The organism is Rathayibacter sp. PhB151 (genome assembly GCF_004366415.1).
Classification (GTDB): domain Bacteria; phylum Actinomycetota; class Actinomycetes; order Actinomycetales; family Microbacteriaceae; genus Rathayibacter; species Rathayibacter festucae.
The window spans coordinates 1,398,501-1,419,768 of the sequence record NZ_SOEN01000006.1 but is presented as its reverse complement, the minus strand read 5'-3'; the positions used below and the strand labels follow the sequence as shown (position 1 = coordinate 1,419,768).

Here is a 21,268-nt window from a genome sequence, read left to right as displayed (position 1 = left end):
GGGGTGACGCGGGCCCAACCTACAATCGGGGGTGAACGCGCTCCCATCCGCCCGGATCCGCAGCGCTCACGACCGGAGCACCACGGAGGGAAGCGCATGCGGACGGCCGCGCTGTACGTCGTCTTCGCGATCCTTGCAACGGCGGTGAATCTGGGCACTCAGATGCTCGTCGAGCTCGCCGTCGACGCGGAGTGGGCCACCGTCGCCGCCGTGCTCGCGGGCACCCTGACGGGGGTGATCGCCAAGTACGTGCTCGACAAGCGCTTCATCTTCAAGCACGAGACGATGAATGCGGCGCACGGGCTGAGGACGTTCCTCCTCTACGGCGTGATGAGCGGCGTGACGACCCTGATCTTCTGGGGCTTCGAGTTCGGCTTCGACTACCTCTTCGGCACGGACCTGGCCCGCTACACCGGGGCCGTCATCGGCCTGGCCATCGGCTACGTCGCCAAGTACCACCTCGACAAGAACGTCACGTTCTCCGGCCCGCGAGAGGAGCCCGCATGACCATCCCCGTCTCCTCCTGGGGCCTGCTCTCGCGCGACGAGCACCGCGTCACCCGGATCACGAGCGTCGAGCAGGCGCAGGCCGCGCTGGCCGCGGGCGACAGCGGGATCGCCTACGGGCTCGGCCGCAGCTACGGCGACGTCGCCCTCAACGGCGGCGGCCGGATCTGGGACTTCAGCGGCTTCGACCGCCTGCTCGCCTTCGACGAGGAGACCGGCGTGCTGCGGGCCGAGCCGGGCGTGCTGCTGCGCGACGTGCAGGCCGTCTTCGCGCCGCGCGGCTGGATGCTCCCGGTCACCCCCGGGACGAAGAACGTCACCCTCGCCGGCGCGATCGCGAACGACGTGCACGGCAAGAACCACGCCTCCGCCGGGACGATCGGCCGGCACGTCCGCTCCTTCACGCTCCTGCGCAGCGACGGGTCGTCCTCACGCTGCACGCCGACCGAGAACGTCGAACTGTTCCAGGCGACGATCGGCGGCCTCGGGCTCACCGGGCTGATCGTCGAGGTCGAGCTCGGGCTCGCCCGTGTCCCCGGGCCGTGGCTCGTCAGCGAGGACGTGCCCTTCCAGACGCTCGACGGCTATCTCGATCTCGTGCACGAGTCGATGGACGTCTTCGAGCACACCGTCGCCTGGATCGACGTGACGACGGGCGGCGGTCGACGCGGGGTCTACTCGCGCGCGGACAGCACGGCCGCCCCGGAGCTGCCGGAGAACCGGCCGGGCTCGCTGAAGGTGCCCTTCGCCTTCCCGCTCTCGGTCGTCAACCGCGCGACGCTGCCGCTGCTCAACCGCGCCTACTACCGCCTGAAGGCGACCCGCGCCCGCCGCTCCGTGCAGCACTACGAGCAGTTCAACTACCCGCTCGACGCGATCGAGGGCTGGAACACGATGTACGGCCCGCGTGGCTTCTACCAGTACCAGAGCACCGTGCCGTGGGAGGGAGCGCTCGAGACGACCCGCGAGATGCTCGCGCTGATCGCGGGCTCGGGCACCGGCTCCTTCCTCGGCGTGCTGAAGACCTTCGGCCCGCTGGAGTCGCCGGGCCTGCTGAGCTTCCCGGCGCCCGGGGTCTGCTTCGCGCTCGACTTCCCGAACACGCCCGTCGCGCTGCCGCTGTTCGAGCGCCTCGACGCGCTGGTGCTCGCCGCAGGCGGCCGGCTGTACCCGGCGAAGGACGCGCGCATGACGCGCGAGATGTTCGAGGCCGGCTTCCCGCGCCTCGCCGAATTCACCCTCCAGCGCGACCCGGGGATCTCCTCCGGCTTCTCGCGCCGAGTCCTCGGGAGCTGACGTGAGCACTGGTACCCCCTCCAAGATCGTCGTGGTCGGAGCGACCTCCGCCATCGCCGAGCACACGCTGCGGCTGTGGCTGGGCACGGGCGCGCGCTCGGCCCTGCTGGTCGGCCGCGACGCCGGCCGGCTGGAGGCGCTGGCGACGGACCTGCGCGTGCGCTTCCCCGCGGCCGCGCTGTCGGTGGCGGCGGTCGACCTGACCGACCCCGCCGCGATCTCCTCGGTCGTCGCGACCTCGCTCGAGGGCGGCGCCCCCGACACCGTGCTGATCGCCCACGGCGCGATGACCACCCAGGACGAGGCGTCCGCCGACCTCGCCGTCGCCCGCGACGTGCTCGTCGTCACCGGCGTCTCGGTGGCCCTCTGGATGGAGGCCTACGCGAACGCGCTGACCTCCGGCAGCATCGGCGTGATCGGCTCCGTCGCCGGCGACCGCGGCCGCAAGACCAACTACGTCTACGGCTCCGCCAAGGGCCTCGTCGAGCGCTTCGCCCAGGGCCTGCAGCACCGCCTGGCCGGCTCGCGCCTGTCCGTCGTGCTGATCAAGCCCGGTCCGACCGACACCCCGATGACCGCCTCGCTCAAGCAGAGCGGCGCCTCGCTGGCCCCGGTCGACTCCGTCGCGAAGGACGTCGCCGCCGCGATGGCCGCGGGCCGCGCGGTCGCCTACGCCCCGGCCAAGTGGCGCGTCATCATGACGGTCATCCGCCTGCTGCCGTCCCCGATCTTCAACCGCCTCAACATCTGACGCGGACGGCTGCCGGGACTCCGGCGGCAGCGGGGTCTCGATACGCCCCTTCGGGGCCACTCGACCAGCATGCAGCGCCGGGCATGCCGACCCGCGCCGTCCATGCACTCCCGGGCATGCCTCCTCCCTGCTGATCGCGCACTCCCGGGCACGCCCCCTCCATGCTGATCGAGTAGCCCGCGCAGCGGGCGTATCGAGATCCACCACCGCCAGAAGTCCGGTCCACCGAGAAGCCGCCGCAGCGTCGTACATCAGCCCGATGTACAACGTCGCGCGTGCAACGGGAGCCGGAATGGCGTCCCCCGCGGAATCACCTCCGGAAGGGGGATCTGCAAGGGGGTCCGCCGGGAGCGGCCGCGTTCTACGCTCGGCGCATGCCCCTCCGCAGTGCTGCGAGCGCCTCCGCTGTCCTCCCGCAGATCGCCGCGCCGAGCGCCCGGCAGCGGGCGGCGGCCGAGGTGCTCGGGCACGTCGTGGTGGCTCTCGCGGTCGGATCAGCGCTGCTGCTGCTGGCGTCGGCGAGCGTCGCGGGGCTGCCGTTCCTGCCCGGCGGGGGCCGCGTGCCTCCGTTCGAGGCGTGGTCGCTGATGCGGACCTCGGCGACGGTGCAGATCGGCGCCACGGTGCTGGCGGCCGGCCTCGCCGCGCTCGCGCGCGCGGGCGGCTGCCGTGTCCGCGCCGACCGCTGGTGCCTCGTCGCCGCCCTGAGCGCCGCCGCCGGCGCCGTGCTGCTGGCGGCCCCGCCGCTCTGACGCCGCCGAGGCGTCCTCGAACGGTCGAGACGTCCAGGTGGAACGGGACGCCTCGACCGGAACGGGACGTCTCGGCGAGCGCACCTACGCCGGGGCCCCGATCGTCGAGTCCTCGTAGTCCTCCGTGAGGCCGTGGGGCGTCTTCTCCCACTTGTGCGGGCTGAAGACGATCTGCCAGGCCGCGCGCCAGGCCGAGATGGAGTGCAGCACCCAGTAGACGGGGTTCAGGATCGCGAACGCCGCGACCCGCCAGTTGTAGCGCTTCCACGCCGCGATCCCCGAGACGACGATCATCAGCGTGTTCGAGAAGAGCATGTTCGTCGTCCCCGCGACGATCAGCCACTCCGGCAGATCCAGCCCGAGGAACTGCACGCCGATGTAGGTGATCACGGTGAAGCCGAGCACCAGCGGGTAGAGCAGGAAGGCGACCGGCGTCCCCATGATCAGCGCCACCAGGCTCAGCGAGCCGAGCACCCCGTTCACCTTGAACCAGCGGATCGGGTGCCGCGTGTTCACTCCCGCGGTCATCATGTAGCCCTTGATCCAGCGGGTGCGCTGCTTGATCCACGCGGGGACCTCGGCGCACGCCTCCTCCCAGGTGTTGGAGTCGACGACGCCCACGCGGTAGCCGTGCGCGGCCACGCGCAGGCCGAGGTCGGCGTCCTCCGTCACGTTGTACGGGTCCCAGGCGCCGAGCTCGCGGAGCACGCGCGTCTCGAAGTGGTTCGAGGTGCCGCCGAGCGGGATCGGCAGGTGCGACTGGTCCAGGCCCGGCAGCATCGCGCCGAACCAGTGCGCGTACTCGACCGCGAACATCCGGGTGAGCACGTTGTAGTCGGCGTTGAAGTAGCTCAGCGCCCCCTGCAGGCAGACGAGCTGCTTCTGCTCCGGATCCACGTGCTCGCGCTCGAACGCGTCCTCGCGGAACAGCCGCACGCACTTGCGCAGCTGATCGGGGTCGGGCCGGTCCTCGGCGTCGTAGATCACCACGAACTCGCCGCGGGCGAAGCTGAGCCCGTAGTTGCACGCGCGCGGCTTGGTCTGCGGGCCGCCCGGGGGCACGATCACCATGCGCACGTACTCCGGCGGGCTCATCCGGCGCACCGCCGAGATCGTCTCGTCGTCGTCGGCCTCGAGCAGCACCAGCACCTCGAGCTTGGCCTTCGGGTAGTCGAGGGCGCCGAGGTTCACCAGCAGCTTGCTGATGATGTTGGCCTCTTTGTAGGCGGGGACGAGGATCGTGTAGATCGGCAGCTCCTCGTCGGTCATCCGCGGCGGCGAGACGTCCAGGCCGCGGCGGCCGCGCTCGATCGCCACCTCCTCCTCCCACGCCTTCACCGAGCTCTGGTTGAGCGGCGCGCGCAGGCCGGCCAGCGCCTTGAAGGCGATGTTCATCAGGAAGAGCAGATTGGCCGCGGCGAGCACGATCACGAAGGTCAGGCTCGGCGCGAGAACGGCGCCGACGATCACGATCGCGGCGACGACGAGCGGAGTGATCACCTGCCAGCGGCGCAGCCCCGACTTGGCCGACTCGTCGCCGCTCTGCACCGCGAGCGAGTCGGCCGCGCCGAAGAGCAGGGCGGCGCGGCAGGCGCTCTCGACGGCCTGGAAGATGTCCCAGTCGGTCGTCGTCCGCACGGTGACGACGTCGACCTCGAGCATCGCCCGCGCCTCGGCGAGCATCTCCTCGGTCGGCGGGACGGAGGTCGCGATGACGCCGGTCCCGTCGGGCAGCACCCGCCAGGGCACCCAGCCCGCGCCGACCAGGGTGGAGGCGCCGATGCGGGCCAGCAGCGCGGCCCCCGGCGGCTCCTCGACCAGGTCGAGCATCGGCGCGTCCCACTGCTCCGCCAGCGCCCCGTACATCTCGCGCCGGGTGACGGCGCCGTCGATGACGAGGTGCCGGCCGAGCAAGCCGCCCTCGCGCGCCTGGCGGCGCAGCGCCTCGTCGAGCTGCTCGGCCGTGATCAGCCCGCGGGACAGCAGGATCTCGCCCACCCGGGGCGTCGTCGTCGCCATGGTCAGCCTCCGAGCCGCTCGTAGATGACGTAGATCCCCTGCGCGAACACCGGCCGGTAGCGGGTGTCGAAGGAGGAGTCGCGGGTGATCGCGTCGTAGACGAGGTCGGCGACGCCGGTCTCGCTCAGCTCGGGGGCGTCCGCGGTGGTCACGAAGACCCACTTCGCGTGCGTGTACGGGGCGGCGAGCGCCTCGTCGAACAGCTCGCCGGCCGAGCGGTTGTAGTACTCGGCGAGCGGCACGCCGATCTCGGGCAGCAGCGCGTTCCCGGCTGCGCTCTCGTCGATCAGGATGCCGCCGCCGTCGTAGTTCTCGCTCAGGAACCGGGCGGCCGCGGTCGCGCCCGACGCCTCCTTGATCGAGACGTAGCCGGTCGCCTCCGCGATGACCGCGTTGCGGTCCAGGTCCTGCGCCCACCAGGCCGTCTGCGCGCCGAGCAGCACCAGCACGAGGCCGAGCGCGCCCGCGCCGATCCGGGGCACCCGCCGCAGCGCGTCGACCAGCACGGCACCGAGCACCGCGAGGAACGGCAGCACCGACAGCGCGTAGCGGTTGTTCCACCAGTTCGTCGGCAGGGTCTGGTCGTTGTTCATGTGCGTCTGGCCGAGGTAGAGGCTCAGCAGCGAGAAGGCGTAGGAGACGATCATCAGCCAGATCACGAGGGCGTCGTCCGAGATCCCGCGCCGCCAGGCCAGCACCAGCGCACCGGCCAGGCCGAGCGCGACCGTCAGCAGGCCCGAGGTCTCGAGGACCGCCCAGTTGTACGACCAGAGCGTGAGCCCCGCGTTGCCCTGGTAGGCGAGCAGCCCCGCGTCGGCGACCGCTTTCTGCAGATTCGCGGCCGAGTACTGGCCGTTCATGAACTCGAGCGGGTTGCTGTAGACCGCGAAGTTGTAGACCAGCCACCAGACGATCGCGATCAGCGGCAGGATCCCGAACGCGCTCGCCATCTTGATCGCGTAGACGAAGGACCGCTTCTTCCGCCAGGCGACGATCAGCACCACAAACGTGCCGCCGAAGACGAGCACCCAGCCCTCGTAGCGCGAGAGCGTCGCGGCCGCGGCGGGCAGGCCGGAGAAGACCATCATCTCGCCGGCGCTGAGGTTGCGCCGGCTGGTGACCCAGTGCGCCAGCCCGGAGAAGCAGCCGACCATCGTGACGATCAGCACCGGCTCCGTCATCGCCGTCGAGAAGGCGTAGAGCACGCCGGGATTCGCCAGCACCAGGAGCACCGCGGTGAGGCGGCCGGCGCGCAGGTGGCCCACCCGCGCCGAGATCCGGTAGACGCCGCAGGCCGTGCCGGCCAGGCAGATCATGCCGAGCAGCCCGGCGGCCCAGCCCGTGTGCCAGAGCCAGAGCGACTGCACGAACGGGATCAGGATCAGGCTCGGCACCGGCAGCCAGACCGTGCCGAGCTGGGTGAAGCCGGGCGCCTTCGAGTCGAAGATGCGCCGCGAGATCGAGAGGTGGCTCTGGGTGTCCGCGTAGGCGAGGTTGATCCCGGAGGAGGTGGTCACCAGGCAGGCCGCGAAGCCGACCAGCAGCGAGACCACCAGGATCACGACCGTGCCGGGCACCTGCCGCCCGGTGACCGGCCGGCCGAGGCGCTCCCACGCCTCCCGCCACCAGGGGAGGCGGGCGGGCGCGCCGGCCACCGGCGGCGGGGCGGCGATCGTGCTGGTCATCCGCTTGTCAGTCGGTCGAGGAGTGGCGCGCGGCGGGGTGGTCGCCCTCCGCGGCCGGCGCGGAGGCGGGCGCAGCGGCGGAGTCGGCGGCCGCGGGCTCGCCGGCCGCCCGCTCCTGCGCGTCGACGTAGGCGGCGACCTTCCGCGACCGGCGACGGCGCGCCAGCCAGCCGAGGAGGATCAGCAGGCCGATCACCACGACCGCGATCACGAACCAGATCGCGTAGGAGGAGTAGTCGTCCTTCACCTCGTCCTGCGGGGTGATCTCGTTGCTGTCGATCGCGACCGGGTCGGACTCGGTCGAACCGGAGACCGCGAGGTTCCCGGACAGCGAGGTCCAGCCCTCCTCCGCGGCCCAGCCGGCGATCGAGGACTGCAGGGCGGAGGACGCCGTCGCGTCGCCGTCGGCGCTCCAGCCGCCCAGCAGCACGATGTCGCGGCCGTCGGTGGTGAAGGCCTCGAGGGCCGCGTAGGGCGCCTCGGTGCCGACGCCGTAGCTGAGGCGCGAGGCGTCGATCGCGGTGAAGGAGGCGAGGCGCAGCGGCGTCTTCAGCGCCTCGGCCTCGTCGGTCCCGGCACCCACGACGATCCCGGAGCGGTCCGAGTCGACGAACTCGTCGACGCTCACGACCGAGACGGCGAGGGGGTCGGAGTCGACCCGCTGCAGCGCGGTGACGAGGTCGCCGGCGCTGCGCAGCGCGTCGGCACCGCTCGCGGAGCCGCCGAACGCGACGGCGAGCTCGCCGCCGAAGGCCTGCGGGAAGCGGCCGAAGCCGGGCGCCGCGGACTCGCCGCGGACGCCGGTGACACTCGAGCCCGCGCCGTCGACGAAGAACTCGATCGGCACGGAGTCGGCCGAGCCGATGCAGGCGCCGTCGCTCTCACGCACGGCCGAGAGCGTCACCGAGAGGCCGTTGGACGCGCTGAGCTGCCCGGTCGGCACCGGCAGCGTCATCGCGACGTCGGTGTCCTGGCCCAGCACCGTCGAGCCGATCAGGAAGTCGTTCCAGTAGACGTTCGCGGTCGCGGTGATCCCCTCGGGGACGGCGGAGTGCGTGCCGACCAGGTCCAGCTCGACGCTCGAGACCGGCCCGCCGAACGCGGACTGCGTGATGGTCGTGTAGCTCGTCGACGCCCCGGTGCTGCCGAGGGCGATGCGCTCGGTGCCGAAGTCGGCCAGCGTGTGCTCGAGCGAGCTCGAGGGGACGACCTTCTGCGCGAGACCGGTGGTGGTCGCGCTCGAGGCGAGGCCGGCGTACTCGCTGCCCAGCGCCGCGCCGGCCGCGGCGAGGTCCGCCTCCGCCCCGGTGAGGGTCAGCTCGGGCACGCCGCCGGCGTCGCCGATCGCGCTGACGACGTCGCCGTCCCCCGCCGCGAATCGCACGATGCGGCCCTGCGCAGCGTCCAGCGCCGGGCGGCCCTCGGTCGCGCTCTCCTCCGAGACGGTGATCGCGGTGCCGGAGGAGTAGCGGGAGGCGAGCGAGGCGGCCGCGGACAGCCCGGCCGCGCGCAGGGCGTCGTCGGCGCCGTCGGGGACGACGATCGAGACGGCGGTGACCGCGTCCGGGAAGAAGTCGCCGACGGTGGTCGGCGCGGTCGGGGTGCCGTCGACGACGACACCCAGGCCGGAGACGCTCAGCACCTCGCTCCCGACCTCGCAGAGCGCGCCGCCCGAGTCGCCGGAGCCGCCGAGCTGGAAGCCGACCGCGAGCACGCCGTCCACGACGTCGGAGGCCTGGACCGGCGCGTCGATCGCGGTCGCGGTGGCGGCGTCGAGCGTCTGCACGACCCGGCCCGACACGATGACCGAGAGCGTGCCGGTGAGCGGCTCGAGCGGAGCGAGCGACGCGATCACCCGGGTCGGCACGACCCCGTCGGCGACCGGGACGGTGACGAACTGCGGCTCGGAGCCGGCCGAGACCGAGACGACGGCGTCGCTCTCGAGCCCCTGGACGACGCCGCCGGTGGCCGGATCGACGAGGTCGGCGGCGGACGCGGAGGTCGCGCCGCCGAGGACGAGACCGAGGCAGAGCACCGGGGCGAGGACCGGGACGAGGGCGCGTCGAGGCAGGAGCGGAGAAGCCATGGGGCGGGGTTCCGATCGGCATACGGGAGTCCGGGAGGTCCGGCGCTCGAGGATGGAGAGTGGAACGGTCGTGCACGAAAGCTCGGCGGAGAACCGCGGAAGTGCGGGGGAAACGCCCCGTTCTCGCGTCAGTCTAGGCAGTCGCCGACACCCGAACCGGTGGTGAGCAATCGGTGCTCCGCCCCCGTCCGAGTGTCAGGCCGGCCGTAGACGAATCCCTGCACATCGGTCACTCCGAGCTCGCGCAGCACCGCGACCGTCTCCTCGTCCTCCGCCCCCTCGACGATCATCCGCACCCCGACCGCGACCGCGAACGACTGCATCGCCCGGACGATCTCGCGCTGGCGCAGCTCGGTCGTCAGGTCGGCGATCAGGGCGCGGTCGAGCTTCACGACGTCGAGGGGGAACGTCGCCACGGCGAGCGCCGAGGAGCCCTCCGTGCCGAAGTCGTCCAGCGCCAGCAGCACGCCCGCGTCGCGCAGGAGCTGGGCCTGCGCGCGCAGCTCGTCCGTCGCCGCCGCGAGCGACCCCTCGCTGAGCTCGAGGCAGAACCGCAGGCCCGGGAAGCGCTCGGGCACGGCGGCGAAGTACGGGCCGAGCCGCTCGTCGGCGAGCTGCTCCAGGTCCGCGTTGACGCTCATGCACTCCACCCCCGCACCGGAGTCGCGGAAGCAGGCGGCGGCGGACATCGCCTTCTCCACCACCTGCACGGTCAGCTCGTCGAGCAGGCCGGCGTGCCGCACCGTCCGGATCAGCAGGGACGGGTCGATCCGCCCGAGCACCGGGTCCTCCAGCCGCACGAGCGCCTCGTAGGCCCAGATCCGGTCGGTGCCGAGGTCGACGACGGGCTGGAAGGCGAGGTCGAGGGTGCGGTCGCGGAGGGCGCGCGACGCCACCTCGCGCACCGGGTCGGTCAGCACCGAGGTGACGTCGAGGCTGCTCGAGCGCCCGCGGCCGCTGCGGCCCCGCCCGCGCTTGAGCGCGAGCATGCTGCGGTCGGCCTCGATCACGATGGTCGTCGGGTCCGTCTCCTCGTGCGCCGAGAACGCGACGCCGACGGTCACCACCGGGGCGAGGGTGTCGCCGTCGACGGTCGCCGGCTCGCTCACCCGCTCGACCAGGGCCTGCGCCCGCCGGCGCGCGTCCTCGGCCGAGTCGAGTCCGCGCAGCACCAGCGCGAACTCGTCGCCGCCGACCCGCGCGGCGACTCCGCCCTCGTCGGCCACCTCCGCGAGCCGCTCCCCGACCAGGCGCAGCATCTTGTCGCCGACGTGGTGCCCGCGGCCGTCGTTGAGGTCCTTGAAGTCGTCCAGGTCGAGGAAGAGCACCGCGATGCCCTCGAACGGCCGCCGCTCGCGGTTGGCGACGGCGAGCGCCGACTGGAACACCCGCTGGTTCGGCAGCCCGGTCAGCGCGTCGTGGTCCACGGAGCGCCGCAGCGACTCGACGTCGTGGCGGGTGCTCAGCGTGTCCGCGCCCATGTGCGCGAGGGCGTCGAGGATCTGCTCGTCGTCGTCGTTGAACGGGATCGCGCTCACCCGCTTCGACGCGACGACGTACCGGGTCCGGCCGTCGGGCAGGAGCATGGCGGAGGCGATCTCCCGTCCGGAGGCGGGCTCGTCGCGCACCTCGATCGCGTCCGCCTCGATCGAGGTCAGCGCGTGGCGGACGATCTTCCGCTCCGCCTGCTCCACGGTCCCCCAGGGCAGCGCGAGTGCCGCGTCGAGCACGCCGGCGAGCCGGCGCCGCACTCCGCGCACCTCGATCCGCTTCGCCACGCCGAAGACCAGCGCGCCGACCACCAGGACGACCATCGGGCTCTGCTCGATGGCGGGGTCCCCCGCCATCGCCGGCACGACGACGGCGTCCAGGAGCCAGACGGCCGTGCTGAGCAGCCAGACGAGGGCGAGGTAGAAGCCGACCCGCTTGAGCGAGAGGGCGCCGAAGCCCCGCTCCCACTGCATCCCCCAACGGCCGCGCTGGCGGAGGAGGTCGACGAGCAGGATGACGGCGAGGAAGAGCGCGCTCGCCGCGAGCAGCGCGATCGGCGGCGTCAGCACGGCCCTCCCCGCCTGGAAGACGGTGACGTAGAGGAGCGCGGCGAGGGACCCCAGTCCCGTGACGTAGCCCGCGACCGCGAGGTTCCTGGTCTGCAGCAGCTGGGTGACCAGGCTCGCCGCCGTCCAGACGCCGAGCAGGCGGAACGGGTCGGCCTCCGGCTGCATGATCACGAGGAGGGTGACCGTCAGGCCGGCGACCGGCATGCCCGAACGGCGGCCGAGGGCGATCCGGAACGCCGCAGTGAGGGCGACGGCCACGCCGAACGCGGCGACGAACGCCCAGCTGACCGGCGGCGTGATGATCAGCAGCGCCGTCGCGCGGGCGATGAGCACGAGCGCGAAGAGGCTCAGCACGCCCGCGATCGCCAGATCGAGGAGGCTCAGCTCGCGCGTACGGGGCATGGTGGCATGCTAGGCCGTGGGCCCTTCCGCGCCGCCTCCGCCGGACTGTCGACGATCCCTGCGGCCCCAACGCCCCACTTCGGAGGTCGGCGCCGCCTCCCCGACCGGTCGACTGTGAGCGGATGCCCCCTCTCACCGCACTGACCGCCGACCTCACCCGTCGCAGTCTCCTCGCCTCCCCTCTGGGCGCCGCCGCGGCCGGCACCGCCCCCTCCGACCCCGTCCTGCACTCCGAGATCGCCTCCCCGGGCGGAGTCGCCGGCCTCGACTCCACGGCCACCGTCCCCGTCACCCAGCTCCCCGAGGCGGTGCGCACCGTCTCCGGCGAGCGCCCCGTCGCGAAGGGCGAGCTCGTCTACAACGTCCAGGACTACGGCGCGACCGGCGACGGCAGCACCGACGACCTGCCCGCCATCGACGCCGCGATCGACGCGGCCGTCGCCAGCTACGGCGGTGTCGTGTACTTCCCGCGCGGCATCTACCGCATCGCCGGATCGATCGGCCGCGCCGAGGGCCTGGCGAGCATCGCCTTCCGCGGCGCGGGCGAGCTGTCCACCCGGATCCGCTCGCTGACGAACGCCCCCGTCGTCACCGGTGCCTTCTCCGCCTGCCGCTTCGACAACCTGATCCTCGACGCGAACGGCCTCGGCTCGCCCTGCGTCTCCGCGCACCTGGACAAGACGGTGCTCGACTCGCTGCAGCTCTACGGCTGGACCGACTACGGCATGCGCCTGAACGACGGAACCTTCGGCGACCTCGGCCTGCTCAACCGCATCCAGCGCTGCAGCATCGACCAGTGCACCGGCACCGGCATCTGGACCGGCTACCGGATGATCGACTCCTGGATCGTGGAGAACAACATCGGCGCGAGCTACGCCGACCTCTCGATCGAGGGCGGCCCGATCCGGATCCTCGGCAACCACCTCGACGGCTCGCCGCAGATCAACATCGAGCTGCGCGGCAACCGCCGCATCACCATCGCGAACAACATCATGGAGGGGGCGCGCCGGCAGTCCCTCGTCTACACGATGCCGCCGTGGCTGACCGAGGACCTCGCGCAGATCCAGATCGTCGGCAACGCGATCAGCAACGGCGGCAAGGCGGCCGCGAACACCTACCCCGCCATCGCGATCCTCGGCGTCTCGCCGACCGCCCGCACCGTCGGCTTCAGCATCACCGGCAACATCTTCGCCTGCGAGGACGCCGGCTCCGGCTGGACCCACTGCGTCGAGGCCCTCAACGCCCGCGCCGTCTCCGTCCTCGGCAACCAGTGGGCGACCGGCCACGTCAACGCCAAGCCCGTCCGCGCCGTCGGCAGCACCGCCTACGAGGTCATCGGCAACCACGGCGACAACGCGGTGAAGACCACGTAGCCGCCGATCGAGCGGCTCCGCCGCACAGGGGGCGTGTCGAGCACATGCTGGTCGAATAGCCCGCAGGAGCGTATCGAGCACATGCTGGTCGAGTAGCTCCGCAGGAGCGTATCGAGACCCACCGTCCCCGCAACGCCGGATCTCGATACGCCCGCTCCGCGGCCTACTCGATCAGCATGAAGGGCCCCGCGCCCATGCTGGTCGAGCACCCCCTTCGCATGCTGGTCGAGTAGCCCCGCAGGGGCGTATCGAGACCCACCCACCCCCGAACCTCTGCCACCGTGTCCCCATGCCCCGTCTCGCCGCCACCACCACCGCGCACGTCGACGCGATGCACCACCCGCGCCGCGAGCAGATCGAGCGCATGCGCGAGGCGGTCCTCGCCGCCGACGAGCGCCTGGTCGAGTCGGTGAAGTGGAACGCCCCGAGCTACGCGATCGGCGCCCACCTGGTGACCCTCCGCCTCCGCCCCGGCGACCGCGTCGAGGTGATCCTGCACCGCGGCGCCGCGCCCCTCGCCGGCCCGCCCCCTGCCGACGCGCTGTCCGACCCCGGCCACCGCCTCGACTGGCGCGCCCCCGACCGCGCCGTCCTGGCACTCGCCCCCGGCGAGGACCCGTCCTGGCTCACCCCCCTCGTCGCACAGTGGCTGGCGGCCGTCGCCCCGCACTGACCCGCTCGCCCCTCACCCGACCTCCGGCACGCGAAACCACCTCCGGCACGCCGGAACCGCCCGATCTCACGAGCCCGACCCCGTTCCACGAGCCGAACCCGACCCCCGGTCGACCTTCGGCACGCGGAACCGCCTCCGCCACGCGAGATCTGCGCGATTCCGCGAGCCGAACCTCACTCCGCGAGCCGAACCGACGCCGCCCGACCTCCGGCACGCGAAACCACCTCCGGCACGCCGAAACCGCCCGATCCCACGAGCCCGACCACATTCCGCGAGCCGAACCCGACCCCGGCCGACCTCCGGCACGCGAATCCACCTCCGGCACGCCGGAACCGCCCGGTCCCGCGAGCCGAACCCGATCCCGCGAGCCCGAGGTCCCCCGAGCCGCTCACCCGCCCGCGCGTCAGCGCCAGGCCAGCGCCGACCGTTCGGCCCAGTACTCCCCCGGATCCTGCGCCGGCAGCCCCTCCGGCACCGCGCCGGCCCGCGCGCGCACGTTCTCCCGCAGCTGCGCCGGAGTCGCCGCCCCGCTCAGCACCACGTCGGCCCACGACCGCCCGAGCGCCGCACCGAGCGCGACGTCCTCCGGCACCCCCGGCAGCCCCCGCAGCTCCGCCGGCGCCCGGTCGCCGACCAGCCGCCCGTTCGCGAGCGCCTCCTTGACCACCACGGTCCACCCCGCGCCGTGCGCCTCGGCGAGCGCCGCGCCGGCCGAGCGCTCGAGCAGGTTCCACGTCGTCTGCACCGTGCTGAACGGCGAGTCCGGGATCGCCAGGGCGAGCCGGATCGTCCGCGCCTGCTCCGGCCCGCTCGTCGACAGCCCGACCGCGACGCCCGACCCGGCGAGCCCGCGCAGCCGGTCCAGCAGCTCGCGGTCGACGAGCGCCGGGCTCTCCGGAGTGATCGAGTGCACGAGGTACCGGTCCGGCGCGCTCCCCAGCGCCGCGAGCGTCGCCGACCACTGGCGCTCGAGCATCGCGACCGAGTGCTCCTTGCGCTCGTGCACCGCCGCGTCCATCGCCCAGTCGCCGACGTACTCGTAGCCCCACTTCGACTCGACCGTCAGCTCCCCGCGCCGCTCCGGATGCTCCGCCAGCCACCCGCCGAGGAACTCCTCGGCGCGTCCGTACGACCGGGCGACGTCGAAGAAGCGGACACCGAGGTCCCACGCGGTGTCGAGCAGCTCGTGCGTCCGCGCGCGGAGGGCGTCGACACTGCGCCCCTCCGGCGGCCCGAGATCGCCGTCGCGCCCGGCGGTGATGTAGGCCGGTCGCCCGACGGCGGCCAGGCCGAGGCCGAGGCGGGGAGTGCGGGATGCCATGGTGCTCGTTCCGTCCGGGGGTGCCTCCACCGTAGCCACCGCCCGCGCACACCGCCCGCGCACCCCGCCCGCGCACCCCGCCCGCGCACCCCGCCCGCCCCGCTACCGTCGAGCGGGTGACCACCGCCGACCGCCGCACCCTCGACCGCAGCATCCTGCGGCTCGCCGTGCCCGCGCTCGGGGCGCTGATCGCCGAGCCGCTGTTCCTGCTCACCGACTCCGCCCTCGTCGGCCACCTCGGCGCGGTGCCGCTGGCCGGCCTCGCCCTCGGCGGCGCGGTGCTGCAGACGATCGTCGGCCTGATGGTCTTCCTCGCCTACAGCACCACGCCCCGGGTCGGCCGCGCGCTCGGCGAGGGCGACGAGCGCCGCGCGGTCGCGGCCGGCATCGACGGCGGCTGGCTCGCGCTCGCCCTCGGCGCGGTCATCGCGGTCGCCGGAGCCCTCGCCGCTCCCGCCCTCATCGGCCTCTTCGGCGCGGAGCCCGCGGTCGCCGACGCGGGCGTCCGCTACCTCTCGGTGAGCATGGCCGGCATCCCCGCGATGCTCGGCGTCTTCGCCCTCACCGGCCTGCTCCGCGGCTTCCAGGACACCCGCACTCCGCTGATCATCGCGGGCGGCGGATTCGCGGTGAACGCGGCCCTGAACGCCGTGCTGATCTACCCCGGCGGCCTGGGGATAACCGGGTCCGCCCTGGGGACGGTGATCGCCCAGTGGGGCATGTTCGGCGCCTACGCGGTGATCGCCCTGCGGCTCGCCCGCCGCGTCGGAGCGCCGCTGCGCCCGCACCCGGCCGGGCTGCGCGCCTCCGCCGGCTCGGGCGGCTGGCTGCTGCTGCGCACCGCCTCGCTGCGCGCCGCCATCCTGCTCGCGGTCGCGGTCGCCGGCTCGCTCGGCGCCGAGGAGCTCGGCGCGTTCCAGGTCGCGATGACGCTGTTCTCCACGGTCGCCTTCGCCCTCGACGCCGTCGCGATCGCGGCGCAGGCGCTGCTCGGCCGCCTCCTCGGCGAGGGAGACCCCGCGCGGGCCCGAGCGGTCGCGAAACGCTGTGTGACCTGGGGAATCGGCGCGGGAGTCGCCCTCGGAGCGGTCATCGTCGCGACCAGCGGAGTGCTCCCGTTCGTCTTCTCGAGCGACCCCGAGGTCCTCCGCCTGCTCCCCGCCGCCCTCGTCGTGGTCGGCCTGACGGCTCCTCTCGGCGGCTTCGTGTTCGTCCTGGACGGCGTGCTGATCGGCGCCGGCGACGGCCGCTACCTCGCCCTGAGCGGCCTCGTGAACCTCGCCGCCCTCGCCCCGCTGGCCCTCCTCGCGCCCCTCGCACCCGAGGACTGGCGCCTCCTGGCCCTCTGGATCGCCTACGCCGCGGGCTTCCTCGGCGCCCGCGCGCTCACCCTCGGCCTCCGCTTCCGCGGCGACGTCTGGCTCCGCTGACCCTCGAACGAAGTTTCGAACACCCTGTGGACAACCCTGTGGACAACTCCCGGCGCCCCCCTCTCTCCCCCCCCTCCGCGAGATGCCACTTATGAGCACGACACGCCGCAGAATCCGCTCATAAGTGGCATCTCGCGGGAGGGGTCAGCGCGGCGGCGCGCTCGTGGTGCCGCGGTGGAAGACGGAGGTGAAGCGCACGGGCTCGGCCTCGTCGCCGGCGATCAGCGCGAGGACGGCGCGGGCCGCGGCCCGGCCCTTCTCCACCGCGGGCTGCGCCATCGTCGTCAGGTCGTACTCGGCCGCGAGCCCCGGCACCTGCACCCCGTCGAAGCCGACCACCGACACGTCGGCCGGCACCCGCAGTCCGAGCTGCTCGGCCGCGAGGATCACCCCGGCCGCCAGCAGGTCGCTCTGCGCGATCACGGCCGTCGGCGGCCGGGCGGCATCGAGCAGCGCCTGCCCGGCCGCGACGCCCTCGTCGACCGTGCTCGCCCCCGCCGCGACGACCGCCAGGTCGCCGAACACGTCCCGCGCCCCCAGCAGCCGCTCGACCGCCGTGATGCTCGGGCTCGCGCGCCAGTCGGCCGGGATCGGCCCGCGCCGGCGGTCCTTCGCGAACGGCAGCGAGACGACGGCGACGCGCTCGTGCCCGAGCTCCCGCAGATGCTCGGCCAGCGTCCGGGTCGCCTCCCGGTTGTCGAGCGAGACGACGGCGGTCCCCAGATCGGAGACCCCCTCGACCACCACGACCGGCACGCCGCGCCGCCGCAGCACCGCCACGGAGTCGTCGACGGAGGGACTGCAGCCGACCAGGATCATCGCGTCCACCGGCGCCGTCGCCAGCAGCCCCGAGCCGCCCTCGGTCTCGGTGAGCAGCAGGATCCCCGCATCGGCCCCGCCGAGCACGTCCGCGATGCCGTCGAGCATCGCGATCTTGATCGGGTCGCGGAAGGCGTGCAGCACCCGCTCGTCGACGACGACCCCGACGATGCCCGAGCGTCCGCGCCGGAGCGACTGCGCGCGCGGATCCGGCCCGGCGTAGTCGAGCTCGGCGGCGGCCAGCAGCACCCGCTCGCGGGTCGCGGCCGCGACGGGTCCGGAGCCGCTGAACACGAGCGACGCCGTCGACGGCGACACCCCGGCCCGGCTCGCGACCCGCGCGAGGGTCGGGCGCGACGTCGGCGCTCCGCCGCTCTTCGACTCCACGGCCTTGCTCGACTCCACGGTGCTCCTCGTCCCCGACCCGGAGGGCCGGCGCCCGGCGACCCGTCCTTGACCGGTCCCGGCGTTCCGGATAGCTTAGACCGGCCCGCATCGAATCGATTCGATTCCCCTCGATCAGGCCGCACGACCGCCCCGCGATCAGCCAGGACCCCGCATGCCCTCGACCACCGCCCTCAGCCGCCCGCAGCTCGTCGCGTGGCGCAACGCCGTCTTCACGATCTTCGTGCTGAGCGGCCTCTCGATCGCGACCTGGGTCTCGCGCACTCCCGCCATCCGCGACGAGCTGCAGCTCCCCACCTCCGGCGTGGGCCTCCTGATCCTCTCGATGTCGATCGGCGCGATCGTCGGCCTCAGCCTCTCCACCGCGATCATGTCGGCGCTGGGCGCCCGCCGCGGCATGGTCGCCGGACTCGTCGTCTGCTCCTCCGGACTCGCGCTCCTGGGCCTCGCGGCGGACGCGTTCGGCTCGCTCCCCCTCGCCTTCGCGGGCATGGTCCTGCTGGGCTTCGGCAACGGCGCGGTCGACGTGATGATGAACGTCGAGGGCTCCGCGAACGAGAAGGCGTTCGGCAAGACCCTGCTCCCGCTCTTCCACGCCTTCTTCAGCCTCGGCACCGTCCTCGGCGCGATCCTCGGCGCCGCCGCCTCCGCGCTCGCCGTGCCGGTGGCCGCGCACCTCTCGGGCGTCGCCGTCGTCGTGGTGATCACCGTCTCCGTCGCGATCCGCTTCGTCCCCGTCCGCGACGAGCTCGACACCTCCGGGGTCGCCGTCGTCGCGAAGGCGCCGGTCCGCGAGCGCGTCGCCGCCTCGCTCGGTGTCTGGCGCGACCGCCGCCTGGTGCTGATCGGCCTGATCATGCTGGGCATGGCCTTCGCGGAGGGATCGGCCAACGACTGGCTGACCCTCGCCATGGTGGACGGCCACGGCACCGACAAGACCACCGCCGCCGTCGTCTTCGGCGTCTTCGTCGCGGCGATGACCGTCGGCCGGGTGCTCGGCGGCCCCGTGCTCGACCGCTTCGGCCGCGTGCCGGTGCTCCGCGCGTCCGCCGGGCTGGCGATCGTCGGCATCCTGCTCTTCATCCTCGCTCCGGTCGACGGCCTCGTGATCGCCGGAGCGGTCGCGTGGGGCCTGGGCTGCTCGCTCGGCTTCCCGGTCGGCATGTCTGCCGCGGCCGAGGGCCCGCACTCGGCGGCCCGGGTCAGCGCCGTCGCGATGCTCGGCTACGTCGCCTTCCTGGTCGGCCCGCCCGCGATCGGCTTCCTCGGCGAGCACTTCGGCCTCCTCAACGCGCTCTTCCTGGTGCTCGCCCTCGTCGTCCTCGCCGGTCTCGCCTCACCCGCCGCCCGCCCGCAGAAGGAGCCCGCGGAGCGCGTGCAGGACGGCGCGCGCGCATGAGCGCCCCGGGCCTCGAGCCCTGCCGCGTCGCCGTCGTCACCGGGGCGAACCACGGCATCGGCGCCGCGATCGCCGAGCGCCTCGCCGCCGATGGTCTGGCCGTTCTGGTGGCCTTCCTCGCCGAGGAGCTGCCGGAGTACGAGCCGGAGCGCCAGCGTCTCGCCCACCGCACCGACGGCGAGCAGGTCGCCGAGCGGATCCGCGCCGCCGGCGGCCGCGCCCGCGCCGCCTCCGCCGACCTGCGCGACGCCGCCTCCGCCGCCCTGCTCCTCGACGCCGCGGAGGAGTCGCTCGGCCCGGTCGACGTCCTCGTGCACAACGCCACCGGCTCCGTCATCGACACCTTCCGCACCCGCCCGAACGACTGGATGGGCCGCCCCCAGCGCCGGGTCGACGCCGCGAGCATCGACCGGGTGCTCGACATCGACGCCCGCGCCGGCGCACTGCTGATCGCCGAGCTCGCCGAGCGGCTGGAGCGCCGCGGCGGCCACGGCGGCCGGATCGTGACGCTCACCTCGGGCGGCGAGCGCGGCTTCCCCGGCGAGGTCTCCTACGGCGCCGCCAAGGCCGCCCTGGTGAACTACACGATCTCCGCCTCGCTCGAGCTCAGCCCGCTCGGCGTCACGGCCAACGCGGTCCACCCGCCCGTCACCGACACCGGCTGGGTCACCGACGACGTCCACGCCGCCGTCGCCGCGAACGACGCCTTCTTCGACGTCGCCCGCCCCGACGAGGTCGCCGACCTCGTCTCCTACCTCGTCTCCCCCGCCGGTCGCCGTGTCACCGGCAACGTCCTCCGCATGGCCTGACCCGCTTCGACCCCGCAGGGGCCCCCTTCATGCTGGTCGAGTAGCCCCGCAGGGGCGTATCGAGACCCACTGCCCCCAGCACGACGAGCCTGCAATCCGCCCTGCTGACGCCGCCGGATCTCGATACGCCCGCTCCGCGGCCTACTCGATCAGCAAAGACCGCGGCCTCACCCGTCATGGGGAGTCCGCCGCCCCCCCCTCATGCTGGTCGAGTAGCCCCGCAGGGGCGTATCGAGACCCACCCGTCCGACCGCCCCCGACCACCGCCGTCTATCCTCGACGGGTGCGTCTCGTCATCGCGCGCTGCTCCGTCGACTACACCGGCCGTCTCAGCGCCCACCTCCCCCTCGCCACCCGACTGCTGCTGGTCAAGGCCGACGGCAGCGTCCTCGTGCACTCCGACGGCGGCTCCTACAAGCCGCTGAACTGGATGAGCCCCCCGTGCATCCTCAGCACCGGCGAGCCCGACGAGGACGCCCGCGCGGCCGGCGTCCACGAGCAGTGGACGGTCACGCACCGCAAGACCGGCGACGCCCTCGTCGTCTCGATCCACGAGGTCCTGCACGATTCCGCGCACGAGCTCGGCGTCGATCCCGGCCTGATCAAGGACGGCGTCGAGGCGCACCTGCAGCGCCTCCTGGCCGAGCAGATCGATCTGCTCGGCGAGGGCCACACCCTCGTCCGGCGCGAGTACATGACGGCGATCGGACCGGTCGACATCCTCGCCCGCGATTCGAGCGGCGCCTCCGTGGCGGTCGAGATCAAGCGCCGCGGAGAGATCGACGGCGTCGAGCAGCTGACCCGCTATCTCGAGCTGATGAATCGCGATCCGCACCTCTCCCCGGTCACCGGAGTCTTCGCGGCGCAGGAGATCAAGCCGCAGGCGAGGACCCTCGCGCAGGACCGCGGCATCCGCTGCGTCGTGCTCGACTACGAGTCGATGCGCGGCGTCGACGATTCGCACACCCGCCTCTTCTAGCGCTCGCGTCCCCCTTTCCAGGGGCTCTGCGAGAATCCACGAGCGGTCGTGGAGAACAGCACGCGAAAGGCCCCGTCGACGGATCGACGGGGCCTTTCGACGATGCGGGCGCGACCTCTCGGTGCGCCCGGCGCGGCTCTACTTGTGAGCAGCGGCGTAGGCCGCCTGGACCTCGGCGGGGATGCGACCGCGGTCGGACACCTGGTGTCCGTTGGCGTTCGCCCACTCGCGGACGGCCTTGAGCTGCTTGGGGTCGCTCTTCGACGCCGAGGCGACCGACGTGGCGGCAGCGGGGCGCGAGCCGACGCGGCGGCCGTTCGAGACGAACTTCTCGAGCACGGAGTGCAGCTCGGCGATGTTGTCCGGACCGAGGTCGATCTCGTAGTTGGCTCCGTCGATGCTGAAGCGGACGGTGCCGCCGTCCCCGGAGTCGATAGGGGTTCCGTCGATATCGTCGACAAGCGTGATCTTCTGGGCCACTTTTCCTCCTGGATGTCACTGAC

The 21,268-nt window shown here is 73.1% G+C and carries 17 protein-coding genes; 10 read left to right on the top strand and 7 right to left on the bottom strand.

Translation table 11 applies throughout. The features are described from left to right. Positions 1-96: 96 nt before the first annotated feature. From EDF35_RS07205 to EDF35_RS07190, 4 genes are all read left to right on the top strand, one after another. Positions 97-507: a GtrA family protein gene (locus EDF35_RS07205; RefSeq protein WP_123706071.1), complete on the top strand. Its 411-nt coding sequence runs from the start codon at positions 97-99 to the stop codon at positions 505-507. Beyond that, on the top strand, positions 504-1,802 hold the full coding sequence (locus tag EDF35_RS07200; RefSeq protein ID WP_133961389.1) for an FAD-binding oxidoreductase: 1,299 nt from the start codon (positions 504-506) through the stop codon (positions 1,800-1,802). The genes EDF35_RS07205 and EDF35_RS07200 overlap by 4 nt, the downstream gene beginning before the upstream one ends. Before the next feature lies 1 nt (position 1,803). Continuing rightward, a complete protein-coding gene (locus EDF35_RS07195; RefSeq protein ID WP_133961387.1) occupies positions 1,804-2,553 on the top strand; it encodes an SDR family NAD(P)-dependent oxidoreductase in 750 nt (249 codons plus the stop codon). 374 nt (positions 2,554-2,927) lie between these two features. Beyond that, complete coding sequence (locus tag EDF35_RS07190; protein ID WP_133961385.1) at positions 2,928-3,305, top strand: hypothetical protein; 378 nt, start codon at positions 2,928-2,930, stop codon at positions 3,303-3,305. Between the two features lie 84 nt (positions 3,306-3,389). Here EDF35_RS07190 and EDF35_RS07185 read toward each other — a convergent pair whose 3' ends face one another. From EDF35_RS07185 to EDF35_RS07170, 4 genes are all read right to left on the bottom strand, one after another. Further along, positions 3,390-5,324 carry a glycosyltransferase gene (locus tag EDF35_RS07185; RefSeq protein WP_123731403.1) on the bottom strand — a complete coding sequence of 645 codons (1,935 nt, stop codon included), beginning with the start codon at positions 5,322-5,324 and terminating at the stop codon, positions 3,390-3,392. 2 nt (positions 5,325-5,326) lie between these two features. Beyond that, positions 5,327-7,009 carry a hypothetical protein gene (locus EDF35_RS07180; RefSeq protein ID WP_123736191.1) on the bottom strand — a complete coding sequence of 561 codons (1,683 nt, stop codon included), beginning with the start codon at positions 7,007-7,009 and terminating at the stop codon, positions 5,327-5,329. Between the two features lie 7 nt (positions 7,010-7,016). After that, positions 7,017-9,095: a hypothetical protein gene (locus tag EDF35_RS07175; RefSeq protein ID WP_133961383.1), complete on the bottom strand. Its 2,079-nt coding sequence runs from the start codon at positions 9,093-9,095 to the stop codon at positions 7,017-7,019. 128 nt (positions 9,096-9,223) lie between these two features. Further along, positions 9,224-11,557 (bottom strand): bifunctional diguanylate cyclase/phosphodiesterase, encoded by a 2,334-nt coding sequence (locus EDF35_RS07170; RefSeq protein ID WP_133961381.1) that lies wholly within the window; start codon positions 11,555-11,557, stop codon positions 9,224-9,226. A gap of 122 nt (positions 11,558-11,679) precedes the next feature. On the opposite strand from EDF35_RS07170, the gene EDF35_RS07165 reads away from it, so the two are divergent. Both EDF35_RS07165 and EDF35_RS07160 read left to right on the top strand, forming a co-directional pair. After that, positions 11,680-12,930, top strand: a complete 1,251-nt coding sequence (locus EDF35_RS07165) for a glycosyl hydrolase family 28-related protein (RefSeq protein WP_123731405.1) — start codon at positions 11,680-11,682, stop codon at positions 12,928-12,930. A 289-nt stretch (positions 12,931-13,219) separates the two neighbouring features. Then, positions 13,220-13,603, top strand: coding sequence for a DUF1801 domain-containing protein (locus tag EDF35_RS07160; RefSeq protein ID WP_133961379.1), 384 nt, complete (start codon positions 13,220-13,222; stop codon positions 13,601-13,603). A 403-nt stretch (positions 13,604-14,006) separates the two neighbouring features. Here EDF35_RS07160 and EDF35_RS07155 read toward each other — a convergent pair whose 3' ends face one another. Continuing rightward, complete coding sequence (locus tag EDF35_RS07155; protein ID WP_133961377.1) at positions 14,007-14,924, bottom strand: aldo/keto reductase; 918 nt, start codon at positions 14,922-14,924, stop codon at positions 14,007-14,009. Between the two features lie 116 nt (positions 14,925-15,040). Between EDF35_RS07155 and EDF35_RS07150 the strand changes: the two genes are divergently transcribed. Further along, a complete protein-coding gene (locus EDF35_RS07150) occupies positions 15,041-16,354 on the top strand; it encodes an MATE family efflux transporter (RefSeq protein WP_243839869.1) in 1,314 nt (437 codons plus the stop codon). 144 nt (positions 16,355-16,498) lie between these two features. Here EDF35_RS07150 and EDF35_RS07145 read toward each other — a convergent pair whose 3' ends face one another. Then, positions 16,499-17,578: a substrate-binding domain-containing protein gene (locus EDF35_RS07145; RefSeq protein ID WP_243839868.1), complete on the bottom strand. Its 1,080-nt coding sequence runs from the start codon at positions 17,576-17,578 to the stop codon at positions 16,499-16,501. Between the two features lie 154 nt (positions 17,579-17,732). Between EDF35_RS07145 and EDF35_RS07140 the strand changes: the two genes are divergently transcribed. The 3 genes from EDF35_RS07140 (at position 17,733) to nucS (ending at position 20,765) form a co-directional block, all read left to right on the top strand. Continuing rightward, a complete protein-coding gene (locus tag EDF35_RS07140; RefSeq protein ID WP_133961375.1) occupies positions 17,733-18,977 on the top strand; it encodes an MFS transporter in 1,245 nt (414 codons plus the stop codon). Beyond that, positions 18,974-19,786: an SDR family NAD(P)-dependent oxidoreductase gene (locus tag EDF35_RS07135; RefSeq protein ID WP_133961373.1), complete on the top strand. Its 813-nt coding sequence runs from the start codon at positions 18,974-18,976 to the stop codon at positions 19,784-19,786. The genes EDF35_RS07140 and EDF35_RS07135 overlap by 4 nt, the downstream gene beginning before the upstream one ends. A 283-nt stretch (positions 19,787-20,069) precedes the next feature. Further along, the gene (gene nucS, locus EDF35_RS07130) at positions 20,070-20,765 is read left to right on the top strand and encodes an endonuclease NucS (protein WP_123706083.1); all 696 of its coding nucleotides are present in this window, start codon (positions 20,070-20,072) and stop codon (positions 20,763-20,765) included. Between the two features lie 138 nt (positions 20,766-20,903). Here nucS and EDF35_RS07125 read toward each other — a convergent pair whose 3' ends face one another. Then, on the bottom strand, positions 20,904-21,245 hold the full coding sequence (locus tag EDF35_RS07125; protein WP_123447211.1) for an Lsr2 family protein: 342 nt from the start codon (positions 21,243-21,245) through the stop codon (positions 20,904-20,906). Between the last annotated feature and the right edge of the window lie 23 nt (positions 21,246-21,268).